Raw genomic sequence first — 24,955 nt, forward strand, 5'->3', positions numbered from 1 at the left:
CAGGTAAGGCTCAACTAACCCTGGGAGCGACCACGTGGGCGGCGCGTTCTTCGCCAGCTATCTCATCGGCCTGCGCGACGGCCTCGAGGCGGCGCTCGTCGTCTCGATCCTGGTCACGGTCCTGGCCCGGGCCAAGCGCCGGGACGGACTGCTCCCGCTGTGGGCCGGGGTCGGCGCCGCCGTGGTGTGCGCCGCCGCCCTGGGCGTTGTGCTCACCTACGTCGCCACGTCACTGCTCTCCGGCGTACGGCTGGAACTGTTCGAAGCCGTCAGTTCCCTGATCGCGGTGTCCATGGTCACCTGGATGATCTTCTGGATGCGGCGCAGCGCCCGCACCATCAAGACCGAGATGACCGATCGGCTCACCGTGGCGCTAGGCCTGGGCAAGGCGGCCGTCGCCGCGCTCGCCTTCGTCGCCGTGATCCGCGAGGGCGTCGAGATGGTGCTGCTCGTCTTCGCCGCCGCGCAGGCCGCCACCGAGACCGTCGCCCCGCTGCTCGGCATGATCGCCGGCGTCGCCTCCGCGGTCCTGCTCGGCTGGCTGATGTACGCCGCCGTGGCCCGGGTCAACCTCGGCCGACTGTTCACCTGGACCGGCGCACTGCTCGTGCTGGTGGCCGCCGGCATCATCAAGTACGCGGTGCACGGCTTCCAGGTAGCGGGGCTCCTGCCGGGCTCGACCACAACCGCGTACGACCTGTCCCACACCATCGAGCCAGCCTCCTGGTACGGCACGGTGCTGGCCGCCACGATCAACGTGACCCCTTCGGCAACCATCCTCGAGGTAACGATCTGGCTGGCGTACGCCATCGTGGTCTTGTACTTGTTCTTCCGCCCGGTCCGCGCGCGGGTACCGGCCGCCGCCTGACGGCCTGGCACCTGGCCGGCGGCCGAGCTTAGCGGGCGATCACCCCGGCCACCTTGCTGATCGGCTCGGCGACCGCATTGATCACATCCGAGAGCTCCCTGAGATCGGTCTTGGACAGCTCCGTGTGCAGCCGGTAGCCGTCGCCGGCCCGATGCTTGGCCAGCGCCGCGTCGACCGCCCCGAACCCCGCGTCGATCCTTCGCACCAGCTCGGGAGCACGTTGCTGCAGAACCGGACGGAGCGCCCCGATGGCAGCTTTCGACCCTTCGATATTCCCGGCGAAGTCCCACAAATCGGTGTGCGAGTACCTATCCTCCTCACCGGTGATCTTCCCGGTGGCGACCTCGTCCAGCAGCGACTTGGCGCCGGAACAGCCGCTGAGGCCGACGGCAACCGCGCCGGCGACACCAGCCACGGCGAGCAACCGGTGTGTGCGCATGGAGACTCACGCCTTGAGGCAAGGCAATCTGACCCGCCGAATCTCCTACAACTTGTAGGTGTAGTCAAGCGGCGGCATCACGCGGCCTCGGAACGGCGCAGCGGCCCGCGGGCGACCAGCTCGATGGTCACGGCGACCGCTATCGCCTCGACCGCGAGCAGCGCGACCAGCACGATCAGCTGGGTCGCGCCGGCCTGAACGGCCGAGCCACCGCCGAGCAGGACCCCGACGAACGCGCCGGGCAGGGTGACCAGTCCCACCGTGCGCGTCTGGTCGAGCGCCGGGACCAGCGCCCGCCCCGCGGTCGGCCGGCAGACCAGCAGCACGGCGTCGCGGGGCAAGAAGCCGAGGGCCAGCGCTGCCTCGTACTCGCCGTACCGGCCATGCAGTTCGTCCAGCGCTCGCCGGCCGGACAACGACGTCGCGGTCATCGCCCCGCCGATCAGAATCCCGGCGATCGGCAGCACCGCCACCTCCGTCAGCGGCACCGTTCCGGCGACGACGATCAGCACGCCCGCCGGCAACGCCCCGGCCACGATCGGCAGAATCGTGAACCGGACGAAACTCCAGGAACCGATCCGGCGGCCGGAAGTGGCCGCGGCAACGACCACCATCAGCGTGATGAACGCCGCAGTGGCCCACCACGACCGCAACACCGCAGCGATCAAAAGCGACACCGCGGCCAGCTGTACGACGGCTCGCAGCGACGCGAAGACGACCGCTCGACCGACGCCCAGCCGGCCGACCACCGCCGCGGCCACGGCCAGCAGCAGCAGCCCGGCCAGCACCACGACCAGGACCGGTCCGATCGAGACCGCTGCCTGATTCACCGTCCCGCCTTTCACCGATCCTTAAGGTGCCCTGCCGGAGGTTGCCGATCGTGAACCACGTCCTGCAGCTCATCATGGCGGTCCCACGATGGCTCAGGTACCTCATGATCGGCCTGCCTGCCTTCGGGGAGTCCGCGGCGTTCGTCGGCCTGGTGCTTCCGGCGAGTCCGCGCTGCTGGTCGGCGGGGTTCTGGCGGGAACGGGGCGGCTGAGCCTGCCCGGAATGGTGGCGCTCGCCGTCGCCGCCGCGATCGCCGGTGACTCCGTAGGCTACGAGATCGGCCGGCATGGCGGGCTCGCGATCAAGTCCAGTCGAGCCGGCCGGTTCATCGGCGAGGCGCGCTGTGCCAAGGCCGAGACCTACACACGCCGGCACGGCAACTGGGCGGTACTGGTGGGCCGCTGGGTCGGCCTGATGCGGGCACTCGTTTCCGCCCTGCCCCGCTGCGTCCGGGGTCCGGCACCGGTGGGAAGTCCGCGGTGAGGTCATGGCCGCGGGCTGGGTGAGTGGGTGCGGCTCGCCCGTCAGGCCGCTCAGGGCGGCGGCCACCTCCTGGATGTCGGCCTGGACGTAGGTGAGTGTGGTCCCGGCGTTCTTCGTTCCCTGAGGCTGTCACAGTTCCCTATATCATGATGGCCGCGACCGACTCCCGGCACTTCATCGCTATCTGCCCGCGGATCTACCGTTTCGCGCCGCTGCGGATGTCGAAGGATCAACGTGCCGCGATCCACTCCTACGATGAACGCGTAGGCGTGAAGGACTTTCACGACGGGGTGACGTGGTACCGGCGTCTGCTCCAGAATCTCGCCTGAGTACCTGTCCCCATCCGTGCCGCCGGGGTGGGCCTGTGGCGACATGGTCCGAGCACGACCCCGACCGGCGCAGGCGCGTCATCGGCTTCGCGCTGCAGGGCGCGTACGTCGTCTGGCTGCCGATGGAAATCTCGATCATTTACCGGCGTACGGCCGGCAGCCCTCGCCAGCACGCGCTCACCCGCAACGCGGCGGCAATCCTCGTCGGTGCCCTCGAACTCGCCGTGATCGTCGGCGCGCTGACCAGCGGTGCGCTCGTCGAGTCGACCTCCATGCCGGTCGTCCTCGCGCTGCCCGCGATCGCTGTCTCGCTCGTGCTGGTCCTCGTCGTCGTCGGCATCGAGCATGTGCCCGGGCAGGGAATGACCGACCCCGATCTGCCGGGATTCTGCCTGCTGACCCTCACACTGGGCCTCGTCATGGCTGGGCTCATCACCATCCGCCTGCAAGGCGCGGCGAGCATCCTGGCCTGGGGCCTGATCGTCCTCGGCATTGCCGCGCTCGTCGTTTTCGCCCGATTCGAGGCCGGGCGCGAGCATCCGTTCGTCGACGTGCGCCTGCTCGCATTGCCCAGGCAGTGGCCGGTGCAGTTGACGGCGTTTCTTTTCGGCATGTCGGTGCTCGGGGCGCAGATTCCGCTGTCCACGTTCGCGCGGACCGATCCGGACATCCCCGGATACGGGCTCGGCGCCGGCGCGTCATTCGTCTCCGCGCTCATCGGCGTCTATGTCATCAGCCTGGCGATCGGGGCGTTCACGCTCCCCGCGGTCTCGCGGCTGCTGGGCACCCGCACGGCTTACGTCCTGTACTGCCTGCTGGTCGCCGTCGGCTACGCGCTCTGGTTGCCGTTCCACGCCACCCCGTTGCAGGCTGTGATCAACATGGTGATCGCCGGGATCGGCTCGGGCGCCCTGGTCGCCGCGCTGCCGGCCTCGGCCGCCGCCGGCGCGCCGCCTGCCGCAACCGGCCTGGCGACCGGGATGACGAACGCCACGAAAACCGTCGGCGGCGCGATCGCATCGTCGATCTTCGCGATCGCGCTGACCGCCACCGGTTCCCTCGACGACCCGGCCGCCGGACACGCACCCCTCTCCGGGTACATGATCGTGTGGTCGGTGTGCGCCATCGCTGCACTACTGGCCGCGATCACACTCACGCGGCTTCCGCCGACTCACAGTGCCGGCCCGGGTTAATGCGAGGTTCTGTCTAAGCCGTTCTGAGGTCCACCGAGTGCCAGATCGTGGTGTCTTCGGCGCCGGTGGCCCACCACAGCACCTCGTTGCGGACGAACGCGCCTTTCGTTGCGGGCGACAGGTTAACCGTGTGACCGCTGCTGATGTCGTACACGAGCAACGCGGCGATGCCGGTCGCGTCGGTGGCGGGCCCGGATTCGAGGATGATCTCGAACCGGTCGAGCACCGCGACGTCCGTGACAGCTGCTTGAGCGTTGGCGTCAGCGATACGTCGCCTGCCGGACCCGTCGGGGTGCATGAGAAAGATGCCCGCGGAATCGCCGCCTGCACAGCCGTCATCCGGCACCAGACCGGCGTGCAGGCCGCGACCTCCGTGCCGGTGGAAAGCACCGCCAGATCGCGTCCGGTGATCATGTTGCGCAGCCGGGTAGTGCCCGCGTCCAGCCCCGCCGCGTCGTCAGTGAGCCACGGCCAGGCCGAAAGCGTCCATCCGCCGGGCTCGGTACGCATCGTGACGGGGCCACCGGCAACCGGCACCGAGCGAACCTCGGTAATCTTCGAATCGTCCGGGGCCGCAGTCCAATACACCCTGCCGTCAGCAAAGACGAAGTCGTACTGATTGTCGCCGAATACCGCATCGCCGGTGTCATCCGTAAGTAGTCGTGCGGGGCCTGAATCTTGCAGATTCGCCGTCCACACCTGCATGGGCAGCTTGCCGCTCGCCTGCGTCCACACCACGTCATCACCGGATATGGCGAAATGGTCGAAGTCCGGGTAATCGGCGATAGGCAGACCGGTGTGCAACCTGCGGAGTGCGCTTTCAAGGCCGAACCCGCCGCGCCATCCAGGCCGCGATCTGCGCGCGGTTGCGCACGGCTAGCTTTTGCAGGATCCGCTCAACGTGGGATTCGACGGTGCGCCGACCGATGGCCAGCATCTGCGCGATCTGCCAGTTGGAGTAACCGTCGGTGATCAACTCGGCGACCTCTGTCTCCCGCGGGGTCAACGGCAGTGTCGGGACGACCGGTCGCCGGGTCCCCCGTTCGTCGGGAGGGTCGACGTCGTCCGACCTTTCCGCCAGCGGTCTGGAGGCCGTCTGATTGCTGGTGGAGGCTGGCAGGTGGGCGTCGGAATGCGGGCCCGCCGCCAGGCCATCGCGCATTACGCCGCCGCGGGTGGGGTTGAGGCAGGGCGGGACGTACAGGCCTTGGCGGGCTGCCCGGAGGGTGGCCAGTGTGCGGGTGGCGGCGGCGAACTTGACCAGGATGTGCTCGATGGCTTCGAGGACGACGGGCAGTGGCAGGTTCAGGGTGACGGCGATGCGCTGGTCGGGCCAGTCTTCGATGAGCATGCCGAGGATCGTCAGTTCGCGGCCGGTGAGTCCACCCAGGTCACCGGCAGGCGATACGATCACGACCGCTACCAGGTGGTGGGGTGGCTGGGGCGGGAGTGCCAGCATCGTGATCCGGAGGTAGTCCCGCTCGGGGCCGGGGTGGGGGCACAGAAACGTGAGGTGTCCGAGCCTGCCGGCCAGTTGATCGGCCACCATGGCGAGCACCTCCGAATCCGGGGTGAGCAGCCGATGGCTGGGCAGGCCCGGCAGCGGCAATGCGTTGCCGCCGCGGGTAAGGACGATCCCGGCCGCCGCGTCGCGGATGATCGGTACCGTCGCCGCGATTGATCGCATCGGGTCGACGGCGCCGGCGATTGCCGGAACGAGGTTGCCGATCAGGCCACAGGCGGTGTCGGTGGGGTGCTTGTCGGTGTCGGTGAGCAGGCACAAATGGCCGAAGTGGCTGCCGTCCGGGGTGAACAAGCCGACGCCGAGGCCTTCGCGGAACCCGGCCGGCCAGTAGTGGTCCGTCCAGGCGCGTAGCTCGCTGGGCGGCATCGGCAGATCGCGCAGGCGCATCGGCGGTTGAGATCGGTTCACACCGGACAGTTCGAGCTCCTCGGCGGCGTACGGGGCGTGGAAGTACGCGCCCACCGGGTCGGCGTGTCCCTGCGTGACCAGCGGGACGTGGCGCTGGTCCTCGCCGAGGACGGAGATCCAGGCGGCCTCGAAGGGCACCAAACGGCGCAGCGAAGCCAGCAGTTCCGCCGCCCGCTGTTCGAGCCGGCCGGGCGCAGACGCGATCCGCGCCACCTCCACGGCCACGTCCAGCCCTATCGGCGGAACGTCACCCACACTCACCCTCCGCCCGCACGACTCACCGTCTCTCACTCCATAGTTAGGGCGGCATGCAACGGCGACGGAAGCCCTCATTCGGCGGACGGCGGCGACCGTCGCCGTCATCGTTACGACAAGTGCCGGGACATCTCGATGCATATCGACCCAGAATTACCGATAGTTGTCGACTTCAGGCTGACCGTCCGTATGGACAGCGGGGAAGCCGGGGCAGCCGCGAATGGCAGCGTGCCGGGGGGCCGACTCCTGGCCTTCGCCCGCGGGAAGCCGGACCCGACGTCGGGAGGAGGAAACCTGTCGTCGGTCGATGACCTGTCGCAATCGGCGCTGAGGCGTTCGATAGAGGCAGTTGTACGGTGTACGAGGGTTACCTTCACTCGTCCGTCGATAGGAAGGCGAGGGCGGTGTCGCGCGTCGATCGGGCTGAAGCGGCGGTCGAGAAGCTGGGCCTGCACGACCATGCCGGCGGGGTGTCCGCGGTCGACCGGAACCAGCGTCGGCTGCGTGGAGAACGGGTGGCGTTCCTCAGGGCACCGGCCAGCCGATGCGACAGCATTGCGACCGAATTGTCGGCTGCCGGTCTGCCCGTCGGTCACCTGCTCGCGAACGGTCAACTGGTGCTGGGCTCAGCAGCGGAGAGTATCTCAGCGTGGCGCCTTCGAACCGCGAATACGGCTGTGTGAGTACGCCAGCGCGGTACAGGAGGCGCGGGGCGACCGATACCAAGGGTTTCGGGTCGCCGCCGACGTCGCGTGGTTGGCCCGGCACGAGGTCGCCCGAGAGGTCTGGCCAGGCTGCGAGTGGGGCGCTGACCTTCTCGCCAAGCGGCTGCCGTTCACCGCGCTGCGCCTCTACGACCCACAAGACTGGCCGCCGCTGGATCTCGGCCTGCTACGCGCGGTGCACTCTCGCAGTATCGGAGAGGTGGCACGCGAGGCTGAGCCAGGCTTGTGCGTGCAGGCACAGCGCGACGGCAGCATTTGACTGTCGGGACAGTTGGACAGCCGGTACGCGGTCTGACTGGCAGAGGCGCTGGCCGCCGTCGCGACTGACGTTCCGGCTGGCCGCTGCCCGGACGATGGTGGGCGTGCGCGGTGTGGCGAGGATCCGCAGCGCTTCCGCTGCTCTCCGCCGCTACTGGCAGCCGGCCGGCTTCGACGACCTCGACGCGTCGATCGTGATGGAGTGACCATGTCAACGCACACATCCCTCGCTCACGACGCGATGTTCTACGGCAGCGACGAGGAGTTCCTGGCCGTCCTTGTCCCGTTCGTCCGCGAAGGTCTGACGGGCGAGGAGGCGGTGACCGCCGCGCTCACGGCCGACAACATCGCCCTGCTGAGGGACGCGCTCGGGGTGGACGCCGCCGCGGTGTCCTTCATCGACCGGGACGAGTGGTACTCCCGCCCGACCACGACCATCGCCGGCTGGCGCGAAGTCCTGCGGCAGGGAAGCCGGCACGGCCACACGCAATTCCGTCTGATCGGAGAGGTCGGGTTCGGTCCCACCGACCGGCACGTCACCTGGAGTCGGTACGAGGCGGCGCTCAACGACGTGTTCGCCGGGGCTCCGGCATGGATCGTCTGCCCTTACGACACCCGCGCGTTGCCTCCCACCGTGCTCACCGATGCCCGCCGGACCCATCCGACGGTGATCGACGATGTTCGGCGGGACAGTGACCAATACCTGCCCGCGGAGGACTTCCTCCGTACGGTTCCGGAGCCGCTACCGGCCGCGACAGACGCGCCGGTGCTGCAGATACCGGTCACCATGGACGGACTGGCGACCCGTCAAGCCCTGCGCGAGGCCCTAGCCGCCCAGGGCTGGGGCGACCCGGGGCGACTCCAGGACCTGCTGTTGGTCGCCACCGAGCTGATCACCAACAGCCTCCGCCACGGACGGGGCCACCGCGAACTACGCTTGTGGATCAGCGGCCGGACCGTCACCGGCGAGGTCACCGACGAGGGCGACGGCCCCGGCGACCCCCTGGCAGGCTACCGCCCGCCGGAGAACACCCTGCCCGGCGGCCGGGGACTGTGGCTCGCCAACCAACTCTGCGACGCCCTGACCCTCAGCCATCAGGAAGGCACGACCCGGGCACGTTTCACCATGACCGCGCCCGCCCCGGACAAGGGCAACGGCCGTCGCCGCCATACGGCCTCGGCGACAAGGTTGATGTGAGCTCGCAATTCGTCCGCATCCTGAGGTGAGACCCGTACCTCGAGCAACGGGGCTGTGGATTGGCCTCGGGTTTCGCGGGTGGTGCAGGTGCGCAGGTCGGTGCCTCTATGGGACGGCTGGGCCTTGATCGAGATCCGTTCGAGGCTCGGGGCCCGTTGCAGACGGCGGCGCGCATCGTGTCGAACCTGCGTGCGACTCCTCGGATGTGTTTGGGCGATCTTGGCGCCTGGCCCGTCGGGCGGGTTACCCCTTGACGGCCTGAAGCGTAAGTCGTAGCTTTCGTTCGTGGCGGCTTTCAAAGCACATCAGGGCTGGGAAGCATTGGGTGATCCCAGCCGGTTCGCCATCGTGCAGTGCCTCGCCGAGCGGCCCCGTGCGGTCGGGGACCTCGCCGACGAGCTTCCGATCAGCCGGCAGGCGGTGTCACAGCATCTGCGGGTTCTCAAGGATGCCGGGCTGGTCGCCGCTCAGGCCGTGGGAACCCGGCGGATCTACCGCCTCAACCCGGCCGGGGTAGCCGCCTTGAAAGACCAGCTCGACACATTCTGGCGCCGGGCACTGGATGGCTATCAGAACGTTATTGAGGACAAGACCGAGGAGGGTTCATGACGCAGGCTGACGTTGCGGTGGTACGGCGGGAGATCGTCGTCAACGCGCCGATCGACAAGGCTTTCACCGTGTTCACCGACCGGTTCGGCGATTTCAAGCCGCCGGAACACAATCTGCTGCAGGTGCCGATCGCCGAGACCGTATTCGAGCCCAAGGTCGGCGGGAACATCGTCGACCGAGGCGCGGACGGCAGCGAGTGCCGGTGGGCGCGCATCCTCGCCTATGACCCGCCCAACCGGGTGGTGTTCAGCTGGGACATCGGCCCCACTTGGCAGGTCGAATCCGATCTCGACCTCACCAGCGAGGTCGAGGTCACCTTCACCGCCGAGACCCCGGACCGCACCCGTATCGAGCTGGAACATCGCCACCTCGACCGGCACGGCCCCGGCTGGGAATCGGTTCGCGACGGCGTCGGCCACGACCAGGGCTGGCCGCTCTACCTCGACCGCTACGCCGCACTATTCGGTGACAACTGATGGCAGCGATCACCACCACCATCCAAGTCGAGCGCTCCGCCGACGACGTGTTCGCGTACCCCACCGACCCGACCCGATCCTCCGAGTCGATCCACCCAAAGATCGACAGCGAACTGACGTCTTCGACGCAGGAGGCGACCACCCAGTCATGCCCGAACGGGTCGATGATGAACCCGCCCTGGTCACCGTAGACCTGGTCCTCCGGCGCCGGCTGCAAGACGCCGCGTTCGACGGCCCGCGCCACCGTGGTGTCCACGTCCTCGACGTAGACGAACTGGAATGCCGGTGTGCCGGGCAGACCACCGGCGCCGTCCCGCGCAATACGTCGACGCTGAACAACAACACCACGACCATCGGGTACGACCTGGTGTCGCCCACCGCCAGCGTCAACGAACTCAACGGCACGCAGACGCTCAGCTACAACGATCGAGGGCTGCTGTCGCAGGTGGTCGATTCGCAGGCGGGAACGTTCACCGCCGGGTACGACCCGGACGTCAGCATGATCACCAAGGGGTTGCCGGACGCACCAACGGTGACCACCGGTTACGACGAGACCGGGACGGCGACGACGCAGTCGACCAGCGAGCGGGGTGTACGTCGGCGAGGAACTGCATCGACGTCGACGAGCAGGTCACCGTGAAGGCACACGTGCGGTGGGCGACCCACTCGACGGACCTGTCCGGTCAGCAGTACACCTACGACAAGGCTGGCAGGCTCACCGGGCGCGGAACTAGCTGGAGCCGATCTTCGGGTACGCGGGGTGCACCACGCACGTGTACTGCTTCGACGACGCCAGCAACCGGACCAGCAGACAGAAGACAACCGTCCGCATCGCAGCTGCAGCAGGGCTTCACCGCTGTGACAGCGGTGATTGTCAAGGACGCCTGAAAACTGACCCCTTTTCGACGGGTGGGTCCAGAGAGGGTCAGTTTTCAGCCGCCGTCGACAGTGATCGGCCGGCCGAGATGGCCGCCTGGGAAAGCCAAGGGTTGTCGGCACGTGTTGCTGGCAACTGCGCGGCCCGCGCGGGTGCGGGCCACATCGAGCAGGAGCGAGCCGAGGGGTTCTGGGATCTCCAACGGTCGTGTGCCCAAAGTGAGCTGGATTCCGCGGTCGCTGCTGGTGACCTGGGCTGCGGTCATCGCAACGATCCCCCGCTACGGCGGCCGGTCGTCGACCTGCGCGACCTGCACGAGCTCGGCCCCATCAACCGCGGCACTCTTGCCGCGGCCTGTCAGCTCGGCGACGACCACCTCTTCCTGGACCACTCCTCCCCCGTGACCGCCGAACGTGTCACCGCCGTCGGCGTGCCCGGTCATCGCCTCCGGCACAGCGCGCCTACCGCCTGACGTGAATCGGCCTCACGGCTGCCGTTCGGGCGGTCGTGGACGTTATCGCGCGGCGCGCAGCGCCACGTAGTCGCTGCGTGAGGCGCCGCCCGGGGGTCCCGAGGAGTACGTCGAGAACGAGAAGTACGAGCCCTCAGTAATCCGTTGCCCGAATCGGCGACCTGGTGTCCGTTCTTCCAATCAGAGAGTTTCGCTCTCGGCTCCGGCGGGTTCCCGAGCAGCGGTTTCGCGTCATCGCGGCCCGCTGCTGCTGATACCCTTCGGGGGTGTCCGGTTTGCCGGAATCTGTCGACATGGCGGGCGCTGGCACAACGCGGCCTGAGGTCGACTTCCGGGCGTTGTTCGAGTCAGCGCCCGGGCTATACCTGGTGCTGGACCCTGATTTGCGGATCGTGGCGGTCAACGACGCCTACCTGCGGTCGACAATGACAGTGCGCGAGGAGATCCTCGGCCGGGGCATCTTCGAGGTCTTCCCGGACAACCCCGACGACCCGGCCGCGACCGGCGTCGCGAACCTGCGCGCCTCGCTGCAGCGCGCGCTGCGCAGACGCAAACCGGACACGATGGCGGTGCAGAAGTACGACGTCGAACGTCCGCCCTCGGCCGGTGGCGGATTCGAGCAGCGGTACTGGAGCCCCTTCAACACCCCGGTACTCGGCCCGGACGGGCGAGTGGCCTACATCATCCACCAGGTCGAGGACGTCACCGAGTACGTCCAGCTGCAACAGCAGGGAGACCAGGCGCAGCAACAGACCGCCGAGCTGCGCCGCCGGACCGAGCAGATGCAGGCCGAGATCCTGCGCCGGTCCCAGGAGTTGCACGAGACCAACCAGGCCCTGCGCCAGGCAAACGAGGCGAAAAACGAGTTCCTGTCGCGGGTCAGCCACGAGCTGCGCACCCCACTGAACGCAATCCTCGGCTTCAGCGAACTGCTCACCCTGGGCGAGCTCGGCGCTGAACAGAGCGACTGGGCCGCCATGATCCTCAAAGCCGGGCGGCATCTGCTCGCCCTGCTCAACGACGTGCTCGACATCGCCCGCATCGAGGGCGGGAACTTGGCCGTGTCGGTGGAGCCGGTCCCGCTCGGCGCGCTCATCGTCGACGTGCTGGACCTGGTGCGCCCGCTGGCAACCACCGCCGGGGTGCAGCTGACGCCCGCACCGCAGCTACCCGACGACCTGTGCGCCGCGGCCGACCAGCAGCGCCTGCGCCAAGTGTTGATCAACCTGCTGTCCAACGCGATCAAATACAACCACCCCACCGGCACCGCGACCGTCACCGTCGAGCACCGGCCGCACCGCTGGCTGCGGGTCCGGGTGATCGACACCGGCCGTGGCATCGCCCCGGAATCGTTGGGCAAGCTGTTCACCCCGTTCGAGCGCCTCGACGCCGCCCAGGCCGGCTTCGAGGGCACCGGTCTGGGCCTCGCCCTGTCCCGTCACCTGATACACAGCATGGGCGGCACCCTGGACGTGTCCAGCCTGCCCGGCAAGGGCAGCACCTTCTGGTTCGACCTACCCGTCGTCGACCCGACCACCATCGACCCGACCACGGCCGAAGACACCGAGCTGCTCGGCCTGCGCGGCTACCCGAGCCCCAAACGGGTGCTCTACGTCGAGGACATGGTGGAAAACGTGCGGCTGGTCGACCAGATCCTCACCCACCGGCCATCGGTCACCCTCATCCCGGCCATGCTCGGCGGCGTCGCGTTAGAACTGGCCCGTGAACACCACCCGGACCTGGTCCTGCTCGACCTGCACCTGCCCGACATGCCCGGCGAACAGCTACTCACCCTGCTGCGTGCCGAACCCGGCACCCGCGACACACCGGTCGTGGTGCTGTCCGCCGACGCTACCCAACACCACATCGGCCGGCTTCACGCCGCCGGCGTCGCCGCCTACCTGACCAAACCCATCGCCGTGCGAGAACTCCTACGCACCCTCGACGACCTGCTCGACCGACACACCGACGACAAACACACAGAACAGACCCGGCAACCAAGCCGCCGCGAAGACGCCGCGACACCCGAAAGCACCTAAAACGACGGGTCATCTTTGCCGCACCGCGGACGACGTTGTGCGGCCAACAGCGAAGATGATCATTGGTTCATGATCAGTTAGGCATCGATGAAGATGCCACTGTACCTCGGTGCTCGAGGGCGAGGCCGACGTTCAGCACGAGGCGTCGCCGTCATGAGAGCCGGCTAGTTCGATGCCGTAGAGGTCCTTGGGCTCTTGGATCGCGCCCGGGACGTTGAGGTCGCCCGTGAACCACACGCTCAGATACGCCGGGGTGCCGTCGATCTGCTTGTGGAAGCAGCCAGCGGCAGCAGAGATGACCAGTCCGGCCGACGGTACCGGGGGCGGGTTTCCCAGTCCGCTTGCCATCCGTCGGCCGTGGCGGCGGCACGGTAGAACGACATGATGCGTTCGCGGTCGAGTTGGGTCTGGTATTGGCGGCCGGCGTAGGCGAAGCCGTCGTCTCCGCCGCCCGAGGATCGGTCCTGCGGTGTCGCGGTGTCGGGATGCGCCGACATGATCGGAAGGCCGGCCAGCGTCACCGCTAACCGGTCATCGCGGGCGGAGCAGCCTAGGAGCGGCGAGAGCAGACCGGCGCGTCCGTTCCATGCGCAGAGCACCAGCGCTCCTATGACGCCGAGTCCGGCGGTGCGACGAAATGAAGAGCTAATCACGGCTGGACTCTACGGTGGCAACCCTTTCGCCACCCACTCACGAGGCTCACAACTATCACAAGGATGACCACTTGTGGTCATCCTTTCGGGACCGTGCGTGCGCGGTGTCCAGCACGCCGTGACGGTCGGTAGGACACATGCCGGTCGGGAACGTGCGCCGGACGAGAACTTCGGCCGGTGAGAGCGTGCGGCGGAAATCTCGACTGCAAGCTTGTCGACGCTTTCAAAGTTCAGCGTTGTCGCGTGGGACGGCGAGAATCCTCCTGGCATCGCGCTTGAGATCCCAGTTGCAAATTACGAGAAAGAGGCAAGCGCCGCCGCCAAGACCTCCAGTCCATCGAGGAAATGTGTCGTCCCATAGCAAAGCTATAGCCAACAGCGCGAGGATCATGACGGCCTGGAAGGCCGTGGTGTGGATGAACGACGAGGGCGGCTTTCCAGGACCATGCGAGAGAATGCCACTGCGGCGGCATCAACGGTGTCATCGGGGTGCCGCTCACCTCGCTTGGAGAGCCGCAGCACCTCACGGCGAGTTTTGAAAGACACTCGGCGCCATCGAGCGGCGATGGCACGTCTTTCGCGACGCGTCATAGGTGTTTCGGTCATGGCGAAGGATAGAGGAGCGCGGCTGACCGTCAATCAACGCGCCCTATGACATACCCGATCGGGCACTGTTCTCACGCGATCCGAGTGATATGCATCGTTACGACGGCGGAAGGGCTGGCGGGGCCGCGACATTGACGCGACACGCGAGCCGGCTTGACGCTTCTCTGCCGCCTCATCCTCCTCGGCTGACATCACGATCCCGTCACCACCGAAAGTGCGACAGAGCCAAAAGTTGACAGTCCCGCTCTTCGTTCCCTGCGCGGCGGGAAGGGGAGAATACGGGCGGCGCCGTCGAATTTGCTCGCACTGCCACGGGCAACGGCGCGTTGATCAAGCCACTGCGTGGGTGATTTTGGCGGCGAGTAGCGGTTGTAATTGCATAATCTCCAGCAGCCGCCGAGCCGGCTGGCTGGCGCCGGTGACGATGAGTGAGCCGGGGGCGCGTAGGTAGCGTGGCGTAAGGTTTGTGCTGCAGCGCAAGAGAAAAAGGTGACCGCGGACAGGTCCACTTCGACGGAGACCGGGTGGTGGGTCAGCAGCGCGTCGAGTTCGGCCTGTAACCCTGCGATGGTGGCGATGTCCAGTTCGCCGCTCACTATGATCCGTGCCGTGCCGTGCCGTGCCGTGCCGTGCCGTGCCGTGCCGTGCCGTGCCGTGCGGTCGACGGTCACGGGCAGGACCATGACGTGTAGGCGCATGGTCATCGTCCTCCCTGACTCTCACGTCCGCACAATGCCGTACCGGGGGACGCGCCCGCTTTCCGGTTGGTGCAGTGATGGTCTGGTAACGCCGGTCCGGGCATCATGTAGGCCCGGACCGGCGGCCGAATTGTCGGGTCAGCACTTCCTCCAGGCGACGTGGTAGACGGTGTCGATGCGCCCGTCGGTGGAGTCCATCGTCAGGAAGCTGGTGGCGTTGCGGCTCGACCAGCCACGGTTGACCCGCAGTTCGGTGTTGACGTTCAGGTAGCGGTCCTCGCCGCAGGGCAGGAACGACAACGAGCTGACGCCGACGCTGTCGGTGCGCTGCCAATCGGTGTCAGCCGGCCCGGTGAAGTCATGACTGATGCGAGTCGACTGGGCTTCGCCTTGGAAGTAGTAGTTCGCACGCTCCGAGCCCGAGGCGCCCCGCGCGAGGTGGGCGTAGCCGCGGTAGTCCGCGCCGGCGATGGCGAACGTGAAGCCCTGCGGGACGTGCACGTTCAGGGCGAGCTGGCAGTTCTTGCGGAAGTCGGTAGCTTTCGCCTCGGGGCCGGTCTGAGCGGTGAACTGACTGTAGGTGACCGTGAATGCCTTGTTGTCCGGCGACACGGTGACGTCGGCGCTGCCCCAGGGGCAGCCGGTGCCGTTCGCGGCGGCCACGGTGATGGCCATGTCCTCGCCCGGGACGATCGGCGAGGGTGCGGCGTGCGCGGCCGTACCGGTGGTGGCGAGCGAGGCGAGCAGGGTAGCTCCGGTGGCCAGTGCCTTAAACATGCTGGGTATTCCTTCCCATCAACGGTCGCTTGGTGTCAGTGCCGGCGAGCGGAAAAGAGATTGGGACCGCTGCACCGTCCGTAACGTACCTTTTGCGGCTTTGAGTGAGCTATAGGGATGCTGGCGTAGATGATCTCGGTCGGGTGACAAACCGGGATGTTCTGGCCGTTCAACCGATACGACGGCTGACCGTTCGGCCGATCACCGCATTGGGACGACCAATTCCCGACGGGGTCGAGGTCAATTGACGATTGCATTTCTTGGGTCATCCGAACGGCGGAAGGAATGGGGAATTCCTGCCCCGACTACCGGGCTGTGGTCGGATCAGCCACAGCGTCATGTCACCGACAGAACTGACGCTGTTCATCGGAGGAAACATGAATCGCATTACCCGCTTGCTCGCTATGAGCGGTCTCGGTCTCGGCGCCGCCTTGGCGATCGGTGTCGGGCCCGCTCAGGCGGCCACCGCCGCAGTCCAGCCGACCGCGCACGGCGCGTCGATGCACACCCGCGCCGATTGGAACGACGACAACAGTGATGTTGTCGGCTACTTCCGCACCCGGATCGGCTGCGAGCGTGTCGGCCGGCTCGGCGAGTACCACGGCCGCTGGGACGACTACGACTGCCCGCGCGTGCGGTTCGGGTTCAACCGCGGCGCCTGGGTCCTGGAAGTCTCCACCGACGACTGGAACGGCAACTGGGACGACGACAACTGGTATGACGGCTGGTACAACAACTGGCACGGCGGTGACTTCAACGGCGGCTGGGACCACGGTGGCTGGCACCGCGATCACGGTGGCTGGGATGGTGACCACCAGAACAACTCCGGCAACGTGGTGGTGTTCCCGCTGAGCGCGGGCACCCTGATCGGCTAGCCGAATTAGCTGCACGACGTTGGGGGGTCACGCCTGGCTCTGGCGTGACCCCCCCCACCGTGCACAGCCCGGCTGCCTACAACGGAGAACAGGGACGCCAGCCGCTCACCATGGGCGGTCACCGCCGTCCGTGTAATTCGTCCACCGTTACCGGGCTCGGGGCCTGACCGTCCGGTTGGTGCGTTGCGCAGGCAGGTCGACCGCACGCGTAGCAGGCGCCACAAGACGGCTGTCGTGCCGTTGTCGGTGGTCATCGGCCAATGAGCTGCACCCCTCAAACAGGATCGATCGAATGCGGGATCCGAGCGCGGATGAGGGTACAACGAGCGGGTGACCAAGACAGTTCTGGTGAGCGGCGCGTCCGGCTTCATCGGCTCGCATGTTGCGGCACGGCTGGCCGGGGAGGGTTACCGGGTGCGCGCCATGACCCGGCACCCTCGGGACTACCACGGCGAGGGCGAACCGACGGAGGCGGACGTGTCGGATCCCGGCAGTCTGACGGCGGCGTTCGCCGGCGTGAACGTGGCCTACTATCTGGTCCATTCGCTGGCGGCGGACGACTTCGAGCGGCGTGACGCCGCTGCCGCCCGGAACTTCGCCGAGGCGGCGGCCGCGGCGGGAGTCGGACGGATCATCTATCTCGGCGGTCTCGGCGCGAACGACGGGGAGTTGTCGGCGCATCTGCGTTCCCGCCGCGAGGTCGAGAGGATTCTGAAGTCGGGGCCGGTGCCGGTGACCGTGCTGCGCGCCGCGGTGGTCATCGGCCATGGTGGCATCTCGTGGGAGATGACCAGACAGCTCGCCGAGCGGCTGCCCGCGATGGTGACCCCCCGCTGGGTACGGACCCGCACCCAGCCGATCGCCCTACCGGACGCGGTCCGGTACCTGACCGGAGTGCTCGAGCCGGCCGAGGCCCGCGGCCGCACGTACGAGATCGGCGGGCCGGAGGTGCTGCGCTACATCGACATGCTGCAGCGGGTGGCCAGGATCCGTGGTGGCCGGCTGCCGAATCTGACGGTGCCGCTGCTGACGCCGCGGTTGTCGTCGGTGTGGCTGAAGTTCGTCACCGACGTCGACCTGGCGACCGCCCGCAACCTGGTCGACTCGATGACCACCGAGGTCGTCGTGCGCGACGACGCCATCACCCGGCTCGTGCCCGGAGCGCCTCTGGGCTACGACGACGCGGTGCGGCTCGCTCTGGCCGACCGGGAGCGGGCCGCGGGACAGGACCGGGTACGGGAGGCGCGGTGACGCCGGCGTGGCTGGATCGCGCCCGCCGGGCTGTGGGCCCATCGCTGATCGATCGGGTGGAGCGCGACCACGACCAGAGCGACCAGGCCTTCCGCCGGCGGCGCATCGTCGTCGCGATCACGCTGGTGGCCGGCGCTGTCCTGCTCGGGGTCTCCCTGTCGGTACGCCCCGGCGACGGCGTCTTCTACCTGCTGACCGTGCTGGTCGCGTTCACCTGGGTCGCCGGTGCGTTGTTGTCCGGGCCGCTGCACCTGGGGCGGATCCCGTTCCGGGGCCGATTGCGGCGTCCGGTCGTCACGCCGATTCTCACCGGTCTCGTGCTGGGCGCCGTCTTCGTGGCCGGCTCGTTCGTCGTCCGCGAGTTGCCGGCGTTGCGTGAGCTCGTCAACAGCGTACTGGCGCATGCCCGGTACGGCGCGATCGTGCCGATCGTGGCGGTCACGGTGCTCAACGGCGTGGCCGAGGAGGTCTTCTTCCGCGGTGCGCTGTTCGCGGCGATCGGGCGGCGGCATGCCGTACCGGTCTCCACCGTGATCTACGCCGCGGCGACCGTCGCCACCGGCAATCCCATGTTGGTCTTCGCCGCCGTCCTGCTCGGCGTGGTGCTGGCTCTGCAACGGCGCGCGTCCGGTGGCATCCTCGCGCCGATCCTCACCCACGTGACCTGGTCGACGACGATGGTTTTCGCGTTACCCGCGCTGATCCGCCAGTAACGGCGGACTGGCCTGATCCGCCAGCAGAGCCGGCGGTGTGCGGCCGCCGAGAGCCGGCGGTGTGCGGCCGCCGGGTGTCGCGTCCCCGGCGGCGACCACCGGGCGGGACGGCGAATCGCTGGAGCGTCGCGGTCACGGCGATCCTCTCCGGTACGGATGATCAGGTGGGCGCACGACCCCCTGGACGAGAAGTACGCGCTCAACACGGCTCGGCGGCGGCCACGAGTTACGACTCGCCCAGGTCGGGGCGGGCACGTCGGCCACGTCGATCGGCCCAGTCTCGTTGTGCGGCACGTGCAGGTGGCCGCGCATGTCTTGCCGCTTACGGCGACGATGACCTGGTAGCTGACAGGCCTCCACAGCGGGTGGTCTGTGGCGGGCAGCAAGACGGCGGGCGCTCCGTCGGCGTCGAGGTTGCCGTCGTCTTGGCCGGCCCTACCGCGCTGGCGCGTCTCATCGCCCGCCGATGCTCGCAGGCGCCTGGCCGGCGGGCGGGGTGCCTGCCGGCCAGTGCCTCGTAGCGGGGGGTCAGGTCGTCGGCATCAGTACCGTGTCGATGAGGTACACGGTCGCGTTGGCGGTCTGGATGTTGCCGCAGAGGATGGTGGCGCCGTTGGCGGTATAGGTCCCGCTGGACTTCGCTGTCTTGATTTCGCCGCCCTGCAAGGTGGTCAGGCCGGCCGAGTCGAGGTCGGTCGGGCGCTGCCCGACGACGTGGTACTTAAGGATGTTCGTCAGCGCCGGCTGGTCGGCCAGCAGCTGGTTGAGGGTGGCTTGCGGGACCTTCGCGAATGCGTCATTGACAGGCGCGAAGACGGAGATGTTCTGGGCCTTGTTCAGGGTGTCCACCAGGCCCGCCTTGGTCACGGCGGTGACCAGAGTGGACAGGGCCGGGGTCTGCGCGGCGGCGCTGGCTACCGGCAGTTTGGCCAGCTCGGCCGGGCTGCCCGGGCCGGCTGTCGGCAGGCCGGCGCAGGCCGGGCCGAACGGGCCGGCCAGCGCCGGCGCGGCCGAGGGTGCGGCGCCGGCCGGTGCGGTGTTCGCGCCGGCGCTGGTCGTGTCGGAGCCGGCGGAGCTGCACCCGGCGAGCGCAACGAGGGCGGTCACGGCGGCGATGGCGAGGCCACGATTGGCGGGGGGAGACGGCATGGCGTGCGTCCTTCCAGATCGGATGGATCGGTCAGTGGACCAGGGCAGGCGCGGTGACGGGCGACCGGACCGCCCAGCGCTGAGGCAGGGCGCGCACCTGCGTGACCAGATAGACCGCCGACAGCCCGACGAGGCCGTAGACGATCCGGGTCACCGCGTTGGTCTGCCCGAAGTCGAGCCCGAAGACGGCCGCGACGAGGTCGAAGTTCGCGATCGCGACCAGTCCCCAGTTGAGCGCGCCGACGATCACGAGCACCGCGGCGAGTACATCCAGCTTCTTCATCTCTGTCTTACCTCCGTCTAGGTTTTGTCTAGACTGTAGGTCGGTGCCGGATCGCTTGTCAAGAGTGCGTCTAAGGGCCGTATAGTGTTGGCATGATCGAGCCGCCTCTGCTCCGGATCGGTGAGCTCAGCCGCCGGCTGGGCGTCAGCGAGCACGTGCTGCGCGCTTGGGAGCGGCGGTACGGGCTGCTACAGCCGGTCCGTTCGGCTGGTGGCTTCCGGCTGTACTCCGAAGCCGATCTGCAGCGGATCCGCCGCATGCAGGCATTGCTCTCCGACGGTCTCTCGGCGGCCGAGGCGGCCCGGGCCGCGATCAACGAGGAAGCCTCCGCACCGGCTGTGCTGGTCGGGCTCGCGGCGGAGGCGACGACGCTGGCTCGCGCGCTGGATGGGTACGACGAGCCGGCCGCGCAGGCCGCGCTCGACCGATTGTTCGGCACGCTGACGGTGGAGAGCGTCCTACGCGACGTCCTCCTGCCGTACCTGCACGAACTGGGCGAGCGCTGGAGAAGTGGGGCGGCGAGCGTCGCGCAGGAACACTTCGCCAGCAACGTGATCCGGGGCCGGCTCGCCGGTCTGGGGCGCGGCTGGGGACACGGCCAGGGCCCCCGCGCGGTGCTCGCCTGCGCGCCCGACGAGCAGCACGACATCCCGCTGCTCGCGTTCGGCGTGGTCCTCAACCGCCACGGCTGGCGGATCGACTACCTCGGCGCCAATACCCCGATCGACGACCTTGTCCGGCTCGCCGGGACGACCCATCCCGACCTCGTCGTGGTATCCGCGACCCAGCCGCAACGCCTCGCCCCGCTCACCGCACAGCTGACCCGATTGGCCGGCACCGCGCCGCTCGCCCTCGCCGGCCCGGGCGCGACCACCGAACTCGCCGACACGGTCGGCGCACGGCTGCTCACCGGAGATCCGGTCACCGCCGCGCAAAACGTCAAGGCGCGCTAACCGGGCGCTGGTGCCCGGCCACGGGGGCCAGCGGGTATGTCCGCCGCCACTTGTTGCCTCCGCGGAACCCTGGTGGGAGATGCCGCGCTCCTCCGGAGCGCGCCGGGACTGCGGACGCCTCGGCAAGAGTGGCCATCGGTCCATCGGCGCCCGGGAACATGACCCGCCACCCGCCGCTGGTGCCGCTCGTCCGAAGTCTTGGACAGAATCTGGACGGCTTGTCGAAGCTATGTCTAGAGTCGTGATGTCGGGCGCGCCGCAGAGTCCGGCAACGCATTAAGGAGCCGACATGTCCGGGATTCACGAGACGCCCAACGAAACCTCGATCGAAGCCACCACCGCTACCAGCGACCGACAGTTCCGCGGCCTTCGTCGCTACAACCTGGCAGCCGCGGGCTTCCACGCCCTCCAGGCCATCGCCGTCCTGGCACTGTCCAACGACTTCACGTTGCCAGTCACCGCCTCCTACCTGCAGGGACCCCCGGGCACACCCCCGATCCAGCCGACCACCCTCTTCGAGATACGCGTCGGGTGGGGTGTCGCGGCGTTTCTGGCGTTGTCGGCCCTGGCCCATCTCGTCGTCGCTTCACCCACGTTCTTCCCGCGCTACGTCGCTGGGCTGCGCCGGCACCGCAACATCTTCCGCTGGGCCGAGTACTCGATCTCGGCTTCCATCATGATCGTCCTGATCGCGCAGATCGTCGGCATCAGCGACATCGCCGCCCTACTGGCGATCTTCGGTACCAACGTGTCGATGATCCTGTTCGGCTGGTTGCAGGAACGCTACGAGGAGCCGGGAAGCGGTGGTTGGCTGCCATTCACGTTCGGCTGTGTCGCCGGGATCGTGCCCTGGGTGGCTATCACGATCTACCTCTTCGCCCCCGGGTCGCCCAGCCCGGCCACGCCCCCCGGATTCGTCTACGGCATCTTCGTCTCTCTGTTCATCCTGTTCAACATCTTTGCCCTCAACCAGTGGCTGCAGTACCGGCGCGTCGGCCGCTGGTCCGACTACCTCGTCGGCGAGCGCGCGTACATCACGCTCAGCCTCGTCGCCAAGTCCCTGTTGGCCTGGCAGGTGTTCGCCGGCACGCTGGCGAACTGACCCACGTTCCACAATTCGGTTGGCCACGAGACAGGCCCCGCAGCAGCCAGCGGACGACACCGTCTCCACCCGCGCACCCGAAGCGCTCCAGCCGGACCGGGCAGCGTGGCATTATCACGCAATGCGCGCACCCGACGATCCAAATCCCGATGCACTCGCTCGGATCGTCAATGCCCCTGTTCGGCGGAGACGAAGCCGCAGCACTGGGGCGGATCGGCGTCGACTGCCCGACCAGGGACAGCGATGCGCAAACGCAGCCGGCCCAATCTATGTCACCGTTCGCAGTGGACTTCCTCGCCCGCCGCACTCTCTCGGATCGGTCAACGGCGTACGCTGCAACAACCAGTCAGGGAAGTAGCTGCGGTGCGGAGTTTCGGGATGGCCAGCTCGACCGTGCCGGCCCGGGTGTCCCACTCCCGAGCCCGGTAGCCGTTACGCGAGTTGGTCCGCTCCAGGCTGCGCTTGCCGTACTCGGCGCCGCACAGGGCGTCGGCCTCGGCCGAGATCAGCAGGTCGGCGAAGGTTTTCACCATCGCCCGCAGCAGATCAGGGCTCGCCGATTCCAGATGCTCGCGCAGCAGCCGGGCAGCTGATCGGCGCCGGCTTCGACGAACCGCCCACGCCCCCGGCGCCACCCGCCCCGTCCGGCGCCCAGCCGGCACCACCACCTCCGAAACCCGGCCGCTCAGCGGCGAGGCCGAGCCGGAGCGTCGAGCACCAGCCTGGCGCTGCCAGTATCGATCCGCGATCGCCCTGATACCCCGAGCCCGCGAGTCGGAGTCGATCGTCTTACCGACCTTCACGTGGATGTCCGGGCCGACCATCGCCGTCGACCACGTCGCCAGGGTGAACGGCCGGGCCGGCAACGGCTACATCGCCGCGGCTTCGACCGCGGCGAACACCGAGCCTTGGCGCTGCAGCCGACAGCCGCCGGGACCTCGTGATCCGCGTTGTCGCTGCCGAGACCGTCGCCGATGTCCGCGAAGTCCCGCACGAACTCGATCCCGGCGAGCCACTTGGCCTCATCGACTCGTGGGCCGACGCTCCGGGCCCGAGTGGGTGATGTACAGCGAACCCAGCTAGCGGGCGTCACGTAGGTCGTCGGTGATGTCGCCGATGTGAACGTGGGTGTGGATGGCGGCGGCCGATGGTGCGAGGTCGCCGAGGATGTCGGTGAGGGTTCGGGTTGTGGCGGTGTGAACTTGTTCGGCGAGGGTGAGCAGGTGGGTACCGTAGGCGGCGATGATCTGGATAGTGACCGCGTCGAGTTCCTGGTGTTCGTTGGTGCTGCAGGTGATGCGGGCGGCCGCGGCGTGGGCGAAAGCATCGACGGCTTGCCGGAGCAGGGCGACGACGACGTCGCTGGCGACGAAGAAGTCACCGAGGTCGTGGCGGCCGCGAACCGGGTCGGAGGGTCGGAATGCTCGTAGGGCGCGGTGCAGGATGTCGGCGCTGATGGCGGTCCAGCCGGCGTCGGTGTGCTGGCGCAGCAGTTGGGTGGCTTGCAGGAGCACGTCGTCGCCGCTTTGGTCGATGGTCACCGCCACTCCTTCAGGGTGATCGCGAGGCCGGTGCGGGCACGTTCGAGTAGTCCGCGGACCGCGTCCGGGGTGGTGGCCATGACGGTTGCGATCTGAGCGTAGGTGAAGTCCTCGACTTCTTTGAGGATCCAGACGGATCGCTGCCGTGGCGGCAGCCTCCGCAGAGCGGCGTCCAGTGCCGCGAGGAGATCGTGCTCGACCTGCAGTCCGGCGGGTCGGCGTTGCGGGAGGGCAGCCGGTCGGTGACGTCGTCGATGTTGACGTTCGGGTGGCTGCCGGAGGTCCGCAGACGCTTGTAGTGGGCGTACGCTCTGCGGCGGGCGAGGGTGAACAGCCAGGTCTGCAGCGAGGAGTCGCCGCGGAAGCCGGCGATGCCTTTCCAGGCGTCCAGGAATGTCTCTTGCAGGGCGTCCTCGACATTTGGCGGGCTGTCGACTATTCGAAAAGTGAAGCGGTAGAGCGCCGGTCCGTAGCGGGTCACGATGGCGGCGAAGGCTTCCCGGTCGCCCAGTCCGGCCAGGCGGGCCAGGGCCTGGTCGGAAGGCTGCTCGGACGCGGCGGAGGGCGGCGCGGTCTGGTACATCGGTGGTCTCGACAACGGCTACCCCCTCGCTCGGCTGCCCGTAGCGAGGGCACCGATACCACCGGAATGCCCCGTACGGAGCGACGCACACAGAATGCAGTGATGTGACCCACATCACTGCATGTCGGTCGTGAGGTTTCCGCGTTCCAGCTCTCTAACGGTGTGTGACGCATCGCCAAGGCTGAATGTCGCCGGTGGTGGTCAGCCTGACCGCTTCCGTGGTCGGCGCCGTTCTCGAGGGAGAGTTTCATGACTGAGCCGATGACGACCATCAAGACCGCGAAGGCCACCGACCGGACGGGTGGCGTAGCCACCCGGGAGCAGGGTCTGCAGAGCACACAGGGCACCACCTCGATCGCCGACACTGTGGTCAGCAAGATCGCCGGGATCGCCGCGAAGGACGTCTCCGGTGTCTACTCGCTCGGCAGTGGAGCGTCGCGGGCGCTGGGCGCGGTGCGGGAGCGGATTCCGGGCGGTCGAGTGAACCACTCTCAGGGTGTGTCGGTCGAGGTCGGTGAGACGCAGGCCGCCGTGGACATCGACATGATCGCCGAGTACGGCGTCGCGATCGCTGACCTGGCCTCTGGCGTGCGCCGCAACGTGATTACCTCGATCGAGCGGATGACGGGCCTGGAGGTTACCGAGGTCAACATCTCGGTCGCCGACATCCACCTGCCCGAGGACGATCAGGACGATGAATCCGACCGTACGCCGCGGGTGCAGTGAGCGCGCTTCTGCCCGGTGACTCGCCACCGCCGGACCCGCGCGACGACGTCGATCCGGACA

Annotated in this window: 29 protein-coding genes and 4 pseudogenes; 18 read left to right on the plus strand and 15 right to left on the minus strand. The window is 68.0% G+C overall.

Annotation, left to right across the window (positions count from 1 at the left end; all coding sequences use genetic code 11):
• The first annotated feature begins 34 nt into the window (after nt 1–34).
• A complete protein-coding gene (efeU, locus tag IH26_RS0139805; protein WP_030441473.1) occupies nt 35–868 on the plus strand; it encodes an iron uptake transporter permease EfeU in 834 nt (277 codons plus the stop codon).
• Nucleotides 869–896: 28 nt separating this feature from the next.
• Here efeU and IH26_RS0139810 read toward each other — a convergent pair.
• Both IH26_RS0139810 and IH26_RS0139815 read right to left on the minus strand, forming a co-directional pair.
• Nucleotides 897–1,238, minus strand: a pseudogene (locus IH26_RS0139810) (imelysin family protein); the annotation flags it as partial.
• Nucleotides 1,239–1,384: 146 nt separating this feature from the next.
• Entirely contained in the window at nt 1,385–2,137 is a 753-nt protein-coding gene (locus IH26_RS0139815) for an ABC transporter permease (RefSeq protein ID WP_030441475.1), read from the minus strand.
• A 50-nt stretch (nt 2,138–2,187) separates the two neighbouring features.
• Between IH26_RS0139815 and IH26_RS63480 the strand changes: the two genes are divergently transcribed.
• From IH26_RS63480 to IH26_RS0139830, 4 genes are all read left to right on the plus strand, one after another.
• Nucleotides 2,188–2,349, plus strand: a complete 162-nt coding sequence (locus IH26_RS63480; RefSeq protein ID WP_245665898.1) for a hypothetical protein — start codon at nt 2,188–2,190, stop codon at nt 2,347–2,349.
• 11 nt (nt 2,350–2,360) lie between these two features.
• Entirely contained in the window at nt 2,361–2,621 is a 261-nt protein-coding gene (locus IH26_RS0139820) for a DedA family protein (RefSeq protein ID WP_051809353.1), read from the plus strand.
• A gap of 146 nt (nt 2,622–2,767) precedes the next feature.
• A complete protein-coding gene (locus tag IH26_RS0139825) occupies nt 2,768–2,950 on the plus strand; it encodes a hypothetical protein (RefSeq protein ID WP_030441477.1) in 183 nt (60 codons plus the stop codon).
• Nucleotides 2,951–2,985: 35 nt separating this feature from the next.
• Nucleotides 2,986–4,143, plus strand: coding sequence for an MFS transporter (locus IH26_RS0139830; RefSeq protein ID WP_051809355.1), 1,158 nt, complete (start codon nt 2,986–2,988; stop codon nt 4,141–4,143).
• A 13-nt stretch (nt 4,144–4,156) separates the two neighbouring features.
• On the opposite strand, the gene IH26_RS60395 is transcribed toward IH26_RS0139830, so the two are convergent.
• Nucleotides 4,157–4,489, minus strand: coding sequence for a hypothetical protein (locus tag IH26_RS60395; protein WP_157437611.1), 333 nt, complete (start codon nt 4,487–4,489; stop codon nt 4,157–4,159).
• Nucleotides 4,490–4,963: 474 nt separating this feature from the next.
• Nucleotides 4,964–6,331, minus strand: a complete 1,368-nt coding sequence (locus IH26_RS62385; RefSeq protein WP_211268842.1) for a helix-turn-helix transcriptional regulator — start codon at nt 6,329–6,331, stop codon at nt 4,964–4,966.
• A gap of 404 nt (nt 6,332–6,735) precedes the next feature.
• On the opposite strand from IH26_RS62385, the gene IH26_RS63485 reads away from it, so the two are divergent.
• The 6 genes from IH26_RS63485 to IH26_RS60410 all read left to right on the plus strand — a co-directional run bounded on the left by IH26_RS63485 (nt 6,736) and on the right by IH26_RS60410 (nt 9,788).
• Nucleotides 6,736–7,014 carry a hypothetical protein gene (locus tag IH26_RS63485; protein ID WP_245665899.1) on the plus strand — a complete coding sequence of 93 codons (279 nt, stop codon included), beginning with the start codon at nt 6,736–6,738 and terminating at the stop codon, nt 7,012–7,014.
• Complete coding sequence (locus tag IH26_RS64765; RefSeq protein WP_425394441.1) at nt 7,007–7,315, plus strand: MEDS domain-containing protein; 309 nt, start codon at nt 7,007–7,009, stop codon at nt 7,313–7,315. Before IH26_RS63485 ends, IH26_RS64765 begins: the two co-directional genes overlap by 8 nt.
• A gap of 207 nt (nt 7,316–7,522) precedes the next feature.
• Entirely contained in the window at nt 7,523–8,512 is a 990-nt protein-coding gene (locus IH26_RS0139850) for an anti-sigma factor RsbA family regulatory protein (RefSeq protein ID WP_034216961.1), read from the plus strand.
• A gap of 285 nt (nt 8,513–8,797) precedes the next feature.
• Nucleotides 8,798–9,121 carry an ArsR/SmtB family transcription factor gene (locus tag IH26_RS0139855; RefSeq protein ID WP_030441481.1) on the plus strand — a complete coding sequence of 108 codons (324 nt, stop codon included), beginning with the start codon at nt 8,798–8,800 and terminating at the stop codon, nt 9,119–9,121.
• Nucleotides 9,118–9,597: an SRPBCC family protein gene (locus tag IH26_RS0139860; protein WP_030441482.1), complete on the plus strand. Its 480-nt coding sequence runs from the start codon at nt 9,118–9,120 to the stop codon at nt 9,595–9,597. The genes IH26_RS0139855 and IH26_RS0139860 overlap by 4 nt, the downstream gene beginning before the upstream one ends.
• Nucleotides 9,597–9,788 (plus strand): hypothetical protein, encoded by a 192-nt coding sequence (locus tag IH26_RS60410; RefSeq protein WP_030441483.1) that lies wholly within the window; start codon nt 9,597–9,599, stop codon nt 9,786–9,788. Before IH26_RS0139860 ends, IH26_RS60410 begins: the two co-directional genes overlap by 1 nt.
• Before the next feature lie 8 nt (nt 9,789–9,796).
• Here the strand turns inward: IH26_RS60410 and IH26_RS64770 are convergent.
• Both IH26_RS64770 and IH26_RS61630 read right to left on the minus strand, forming a co-directional pair.
• Nucleotides 9,797–10,171: pseudogene (locus tag IH26_RS64770) on the minus strand (hypothetical protein); the annotation flags it as partial.
• A 583-nt stretch (nt 10,172–10,754) separates the two neighbouring features.
• Nucleotides 10,755–10,928, minus strand: coding sequence for a hypothetical protein (locus IH26_RS61630; protein ID WP_169789886.1), 174 nt, complete (start codon nt 10,926–10,928; stop codon nt 10,755–10,757).
• A gap of 311 nt (nt 10,929–11,239) precedes the next feature.
• Here IH26_RS61630 and IH26_RS54570 point away from each other — a divergent pair, with 311 nt between their 5' ends.
• Nucleotides 11,240–12,985 (plus strand): PAS domain-containing sensor histidine kinase, encoded by a 1,746-nt coding sequence (locus IH26_RS54570; RefSeq protein WP_084599490.1) that lies wholly within the window; start codon nt 11,240–11,242, stop codon nt 12,983–12,985.
• A 132-nt stretch (nt 12,986–13,117) separates the two neighbouring features.
• On the opposite strand, the gene IH26_RS60420 is transcribed toward IH26_RS54570, so the two are convergent.
• The 3 genes from IH26_RS60420 to IH26_RS0139900 form a co-directional block, all read right to left on the minus strand.
• Nucleotides 13,118–13,333 (minus strand): hypothetical protein, encoded by a 216-nt coding sequence (locus IH26_RS60420; protein WP_157437613.1) that lies wholly within the window; start codon nt 13,331–13,333, stop codon nt 13,118–13,120.
• A gap of 1,102 nt (nt 13,334–14,435) precedes the next feature.
• The gene (locus tag IH26_RS58810) at nt 14,436–14,915 is read right to left on the minus strand and encodes an STAS domain-containing protein (RefSeq protein WP_169789887.1); all 480 of its coding nucleotides are present in this window, start codon (nt 14,913–14,915) and stop codon (nt 14,436–14,438) included.
• Nucleotides 14,916–15,080: 165 nt separating this feature from the next.
• Entirely contained in the window at nt 15,081–15,719 is a 639-nt protein-coding gene (locus IH26_RS0139900) for a DUF4360 domain-containing protein (protein ID WP_030441487.1), read from the minus strand.
• Nucleotides 15,720–16,123: 404 nt separating this feature from the next.
• On the opposite strand from IH26_RS0139900, the gene IH26_RS0139905 reads away from it, so the two are divergent.
• From IH26_RS0139905 to IH26_RS0139915, 3 genes are all read left to right on the plus strand, one after another.
• Nucleotides 16,124–16,594: a hypothetical protein gene (locus IH26_RS0139905; protein ID WP_030441488.1), complete on the plus strand. Its 471-nt coding sequence runs from the start codon at nt 16,124–16,126 to the stop codon at nt 16,592–16,594.
• A 330-nt stretch (nt 16,595–16,924) separates the two neighbouring features.
• Entirely contained in the window at nt 16,925–17,845 is a 921-nt protein-coding gene (locus tag IH26_RS0139910; RefSeq protein ID WP_030441489.1) for an NAD(P)H-binding protein, read from the plus strand.
• Complete coding sequence (locus tag IH26_RS0139915) at nt 17,842–18,558, plus strand: CPBP family intramembrane glutamic endopeptidase (RefSeq protein WP_211268843.1); 717 nt, start codon at nt 17,842–17,844, stop codon at nt 18,556–18,558. The genes IH26_RS0139910 and IH26_RS0139915 overlap by 4 nt, the downstream gene beginning before the upstream one ends.
• Before the next feature lie 528 nt (nt 18,559–19,086).
• On the opposite strand, the gene IH26_RS0139920 is transcribed toward IH26_RS0139915, so the two are convergent.
• Nucleotides 19,087–19,707, minus strand: a complete 621-nt coding sequence (locus IH26_RS0139920) for a fasciclin domain-containing protein (RefSeq protein WP_030441491.1) — start codon at nt 19,705–19,707, stop codon at nt 19,087–19,089.
• Between the two features lie 31 nt (nt 19,708–19,738).
• Nucleotides 19,739–19,990 (minus strand): DUF378 domain-containing protein, encoded by a 252-nt coding sequence (locus IH26_RS0139925; RefSeq protein WP_030441492.1) that lies wholly within the window; start codon nt 19,988–19,990, stop codon nt 19,739–19,741.
• Between the two features lie 92 nt (nt 19,991–20,082).
• Here IH26_RS0139925 and IH26_RS0139930 point away from each other — a divergent pair, with 92 nt between their 5' ends.
• Both IH26_RS0139930 and heR read left to right on the plus strand, forming a co-directional pair.
• A complete protein-coding gene (locus tag IH26_RS0139930; RefSeq protein WP_030441493.1) occupies nt 20,083–20,943 on the plus strand; it encodes a MerR family transcriptional regulator in 861 nt (286 codons plus the stop codon).
• A 289-nt stretch (nt 20,944–21,232) separates the two neighbouring features.
• On the plus strand, nt 21,233–22,045 hold the full coding sequence (heR, locus tag IH26_RS0139935; protein WP_030441494.1) for a heliorhodopsin HeR: 813 nt from the start codon (nt 21,233–21,235) through the stop codon (nt 22,043–22,045).
• Between the two features lie 330 nt (nt 22,046–22,375).
• Here the strand turns inward: heR and IH26_RS58815 are convergent.
• From IH26_RS58815 to IH26_RS64780, 4 genes and pseudogenes are all read right to left on the minus strand, one after another.
• Nucleotides 22,376–22,626, minus strand: a pseudogene (locus tag IH26_RS58815) (transposase); the annotation flags it as partial.
• Nucleotides 22,627–23,124: 498 nt separating this feature from the next.
• Nucleotides 23,125–23,586 (minus strand): hypothetical protein, encoded by a 462-nt coding sequence (locus IH26_RS0139945; protein ID WP_157437614.1) that lies wholly within the window; start codon nt 23,584–23,586, stop codon nt 23,125–23,127.
• A complete protein-coding gene (locus IH26_RS64775) occupies nt 23,583–23,969 on the minus strand; it encodes a sigma factor-like helix-turn-helix DNA-binding protein (RefSeq protein ID WP_425394442.1) in 387 nt (128 codons plus the stop codon). The genes IH26_RS0139945 and IH26_RS64775 overlap by 4 nt, the downstream gene beginning before the upstream one ends.
• Nucleotides 23,852–24,169, minus strand: a pseudogene (locus IH26_RS64780) (RNA polymerase sigma factor); the annotation flags it as partial. The pseudogene IH26_RS64780 and the gene IH26_RS64775, both read right to left, overlap by 118 nt.
• A gap of 249 nt (nt 24,170–24,418) precedes the next feature.
• On the opposite strand from IH26_RS64780, the gene IH26_RS0139960 reads away from it, so the two are divergent.
• Nucleotides 24,419–24,895: an Asp23/Gls24 family envelope stress response protein gene (locus IH26_RS0139960; protein ID WP_211268844.1), complete on the plus strand. Its 477-nt coding sequence runs from the start codon at nt 24,419–24,421 to the stop codon at nt 24,893–24,895.
• The last annotated feature ends 60 nt before the right edge of the window (nt 24,896–24,955 follow it).

It is taken from the genome of Actinoplanes subtropicus, assembly GCF_000721705.1.
In the GTDB taxonomy this organism is placed as follows: Bacteria; Actinomycetota; Actinomycetes; order Mycobacteriales; family Micromonosporaceae; genus Actinoplanes; species Actinoplanes subtropicus.